The organism is Streptomyces sp. CO7, from assembly GCF_053474865.1.
The window spans coordinates 1,176,081-1,180,890 of record NZ_JBRIOU010000002.1 but is presented as its reverse complement, the minus strand read 5'-3'; the positions used below and the strand labels follow the sequence as shown (position 1 = coordinate 1,180,890).

Here is a 4,810-nt window from a genome sequence, read left to right as displayed (position 1 = left end):
CCCCACCACCGTTCTCCCCGCCGAAGACTCCGCTCGGCCACCGCGCTGCTGGCGGTGCTCGGCGGTCTCGGCGCCTCCTTCCTGACCGGCCCGGCGCAGGCCTCCGAGGTCCGGGACGCCGCGGCCGGCTCCCGGACCGTCGCCTACCACGGCTACCGGCTGGACGTGCCCGCCGACTGGCAGGTCGTCGACCTGACAGAGAACCCGCGCGCCTGCGTCCGCTTCGACCGTCCCGCCGTGTACCTGGGCGCCCCGGGCGAGCAGAACGACTGCCCGGCCCATCTGGTCGGCCGCACCGCCGGCATCGTGGTGGAGCCGATCACCGCCCGCTCGGCCGGGCAGGTCACCGCCGCGACGGCCCGCGCCCAGCGCGGCAGGGCCACCGTGCCGTCGGCGGTCTCCAGCGACGACACCGTCAGGGTCGCCGTGGAGGACGCGGGCGTGCTGGTGACCGCGGCCCACACCCCGGACACCGAGGACCTGGTGCGCGAGGTCCTCGCCACGGCGGAACTCACCTCCGCCGCCCGGCGCACCGAACTTCCGCGCACCGCGGGGCAGCCGGCCACGGTGGCGCCCCTCGCGGCGGCCGGCCCGCAGCCGGGCTCCTACCTCGGCAAGGGTTTCGACGCCTGCACCGCGCCCTCGACGGCCGCCATGAACGCCTGGCAGACGAGCTCCCCGTACAGCGCCGTCGGCGTGTACATCAGCGGTTCCTTCCGCGGCTGTTCGCAGCCCAACCTGACCGCGAGCTGGGTGACCTCCCAGACCGCCAACGGCTGGCGCCTCTTCCCCATCGACGTCGGCCGCCAGGCCCCGTGCACCAGTTTCTCGCTGAAGATGTCCGCGGACCCGGCCACCGCCAAGTCGCAGGGCGTCAGCGCGGCGGCCACCGCGATCACCGCGGCCTCCAACCTGGGTATCCCGGCGGGCAGCACCATCTACAGCGACATCGAGGCCTACACCTCGACAGCCTCCTGCAAGGCGGCGGTGCTGTCCTACCTCTCCGGCTGGACCGAGCGCCTGCACAGCGGCGGCTACCTCTCGGGCTTCTACTCGAGCGCCGCCTCCGGCATCAAGGACGCCGCCTCGGAGTACAACAACTCCGCCTACACCCGCGTCGACCACCTCTTCTACGCCTGGTGGAACAGCGCGGCCGACACCAACACCGGCACCTACGTGCCGTCCACGTACTGGGCGAACCACCAGCGGATCCACCAGTACGTCGGCGAGGTCACCGAGTCCTACGGCGGCTACTCGATCAACATCGACCGCGACTACCTCGACGTCGGCGCCGGCGGCACCTCGCCGACGCCCACCTGCTCCGGGGCCAACCTGAACTTCTCCGCCTACGCCACGGTGCAGAGCGGCTCGAGCGGTGAACTGGTCAAGGCGGCCCAGTGCCTGCTGACCGCCGCGGGTTACAGCGCGGGCACCCCCGACGGCGTCTTCGGCACGGCCACGGCGACCGCGGCCCGCAACTTCCAGAGCGCCAAGGGCCTCACCGCCGACGGCGTGGTCGGCCCGAAGACGTGGACGGCGCTGCTCGCCCGCGGCGCCGCCACCGTCGTGAAGAGCGGTTCGACGGGTGAGCCGGTGACCCGGCTGCAGCGGGCGCTGACCGCGGCGCTGGGCCGAACGGTCGGCATCGACGGCAGCTTCGGCCCGGCCACCGACCAGGCGGTGCGCGACTACCAGTCCTCGCGCGGGCTGGCCGTCGACGGCATCGTCGGCTCCGGCACCTGGGGCGCGCTCCAGGCGGGGCGGTGACGTGAACCCATGAGACACAGGAGAGCCATGATTCACAGAAGAGGGGAATCCATGAGGCGACTGCGTCACCTCGTCGTCCTGTCCGCCGCCCTCACCGGGCTGCTGCTCGGTGCGGGCGTCCCGGCCCAGGCGTTCGGCCAGGCCGCCTTCCCGCTGGCCGCGAGCGGCAGCCGGGGCACCGACGTCCTCGCGCTGCAGCACTTGCTGACCGCGCACGGGCGTTCGGTGGCCACCGACGGCGTCTTCGGCTCGGGCACCCAGAGCGCCGTCGTCGCCTTCCAGCAGTCCAAGGGCCTGGCCGCGGACGGCATGGTCGGCGCCGCCACCTGGGGCGCGCTGGTCCTCACCGTCCGCGAGGGCGACAACGGCCCCGCGGTGAAGGCCCTGCAGGCCGCGCTGAACGCCAAGCGGGGCGCCGGGCTCACGGTGGACGGGGACTTCGGCCCGGCCACCGCCTCCGCGGTGCGCACCTTCCAGTCGCACGCCGGGCTGGGCGCCGACGGCATCGTCGGCCCGGCCACCTGGAAGAACCTGCTCTGGCACTACGAGAAGATCGACTTCGGCCCCGGCACGATGTGCGCCCAGAGCCCGGACGGCAACGCCAACGCGCACTGGGCCACCGCCGGCGCCGTCGCCCAACTGGAGGCGGCCGCCGCCGCGTTCGCCGCCACCGGCAACGGCAAGCTGCCGGTCGGCGACGCGGGCTTCGAGCACGGCGGCGACATCGCGGGCCACGCCAGCCACGAGGTGGGCATGGACATCGACGTGTGGCCGGCCCGCACCGACTCCGCCCAGTGCACCGCCGGCCGCATCACCTGGCAGTCCTCCACCTACGACCGCGCGGCCACCCGCCGCCTGGTCCAGGAGATCCGCGCCAAGGCCCCCGGCCGGGTCGAGCTCATCTTCTTCAACGACCCCCAGCTCATCGCCGAGGGCCTGACGACGAGCTACGCCAACCACGACAACCACCTGCACATCCGCTACCGGTAGGTGCGGTCACGGTCCGGGACCGGGGCCCCGGCCCCGGTCCCGGACCTCCTTCCGCGCCCGGCCCACCGCACGGGCGCCCGCATCGCGCCCGTGACACGCCTGTCGTGCGCGTCACGGAAATTTCCTTTGCGTCCACGGCAGGTCGCCGCTTATCGTCGCTAAGACGAAAAGAGGCTTCATGGACCTGCTGAACGCGCTACGCGAACCACTCTTCACCTGGCTGGGGACCCCCGTCAGCTGGACGGAGCTGCTCGGCTTCGGCAGCGGCGCCCTGTGCGTCTGGCTCGTCGCCCGGCAGCACATCGCCAACTGGCCCATCGGCATCGCCAACAACCTGCTGTTCATCCTCCTGTTCACCGACTCCGGCCTGTACGCGGACGCCGCGCTGCAGGCGGTCTTCATCGCCCTGGCCTGTTACGGCTGGTGGGCCTGGATCAACGGCGGCGGCGGTGAGCGGCTGCGGGTGCGGCGCACCGGCAGCCGTGAGTGGGCCTGGTTGCTGTCCGCCGGCGCGGTCGGTTTCGTCGCGCTCTGGCTGCTGCTGGACCACGGCACCGACTCGACGGTGCCGCAGTGGGACGCGCTGACCACCGCCCTGTCGTTGATGGCGACCTACGGGCAGTGCCGCAAGCGCGTGGAGTCGTGGTGGATCTGGATCACGGCGGACCTCGTCTACATCCCGCTGTACGCCCACAAGGACCTCTACCTGACGTCCCTGCTGTACGCCGGTTTCCTGGTGCTGTGCGTGCAGGGTCTGCGCTCCTGGCGTCGCGCACTGCGCCACGAGGTGGTGGCGGCGGCATGACGTACGGACACGGCCTGGTGCTCGGCAAGTTCTATCCCCCGCACGCCGGGCACCACCACCTGGTGCGGACCGCCGCCGAGCAGTGCGACCGGCTGACGGTGCTGGTGTGCGCCTCCTCGGTGGAGTCGGTGCCCCTCGCGGACCGCGTGGCGTGGATGCGTCAGGAGCATCCGGAGTGCGAGGTCGTGGGCACGATGGACGAGGTCCCGGTCGACCTCACGGATCCGGACGTCTGGGCGGCGCACGTGGAGATCTTCCGCGCCGCCGTCCCCGGGCGGATCGACGCGGTCTTCACCTCCGAGTCCTACGGCGAGGAGCTGGGCCGCCGGATGGGCGCCGCCTCCGTCCTGGTGGACCCTGACCGCACGGCGTACCCCGTCTCCGGCACCGCCGTCCGCGAGGATCCGGTCGGCTGCTGGCAGTTCCTCGCGCCGGCGGTGCGGGGCGCGCTCGCCCGGCGCGTCGTCGTCCTCGGCGCGGAGTCGACGGGCACGACGACGCTGGCACGGGCGCTCGCCGCGCACTACCGCGAACGCGGCGGGGTGTGGGCGGACACCCGCTGGGTTCCGGAGTACGGCCGGGAGTTCAGCGAGCGCAAACTGGAGGAGCTGGGCCCCGGCGGGAGTTGGGCCGACGTCTCGTTCGCCTCCGAGGAGTTCCCGCTGATCGCCGCCGAGCAGCTGGCCCGTGAGGACAGGGCGGCGCGGGAGGGCTCGCCCGTGGTGTTCTGCGACACGGACGCGTTCGCGACGACGATCTGGCACGAGCGGTACATGGGGTCCGCGAACCCGGCGGTGGCCCGGGTCGCGGAGGAGGGCCGCCGCCAGCACCTGTGGCTGCTCACGGACCACACCGACGTCCCCTTCGAGGACGACGGCCTGCGTGACGGCGAGCACCTGCGCCCGTGGATGACCTCCCGCTTCGAGGCCGAACTGACGCGCACGGGGCGCCCCTTCCGCGTCCTGCGCGGCTCCCCGGCCCACCGCCTGCGGGAGGCGGTGGCAGCGGTGGAGGAACTGCTCGCGGAGGGCTGGGGGTTCACGGACCCGCTGCCGGAGCGACGGGGTGGGCCGGAGGGCGTGGCAGGGCCCGTTTTCCCGGCTCCCTCGGCGCCCCGGGACACGGCTCACGAGGTCGCGTCGAGGGCTGCGGGAAGCCGGTCGGCGGTTCCGGCCGAAGGGTGAGACCCGGGGGTGGGTGAGAGCGGGGGGCGAGAGGGCGCCCGGGACGAGCCGCGCGAGCACACCG

General features: G+C 73.2%; 4 protein-coding genes. All 4 read left to right on the top strand.

The features are described 5' to 3' along the window. On the top strand, window positions 1-1,767 hold a 1,767-nt coding region (locus ACOV8S_RS07305), incomplete at its 5' end, for a glycoside hydrolase domain-containing protein (protein WP_448316810.1). Window positions 1,768-1,818: 51 nt separating this feature from the next. After that, on the top strand, window positions 1,819-2,757 hold the full coding sequence (locus tag ACOV8S_RS07300; RefSeq protein WP_448316808.1) for a penicillin-insensitive murein endopeptidase: 939 nt from the start codon (window positions 1,819-1,821) through the stop codon (window positions 2,755-2,757). 178 nt (window positions 2,758-2,935) lie between these two features. After that, window positions 2,936-3,562, top strand: coding sequence for a nicotinamide riboside transporter PnuC (gene pnuC / locus ACOV8S_RS07295; RefSeq protein ID WP_448316807.1), 627 nt, complete (start codon window positions 2,936-2,938; stop codon window positions 3,560-3,562). After that, window positions 3,559-4,746 (top strand): AAA family ATPase, encoded by a 1,188-nt coding sequence (locus ACOV8S_RS07290; RefSeq protein WP_448316806.1) that lies wholly within the window; start codon window positions 3,559-3,561, stop codon window positions 4,744-4,746. Before pnuC ends, ACOV8S_RS07290 begins: the two co-directional genes overlap by 4 nt. Window positions 4,747-4,810: the final 64 nt, after the last annotated feature.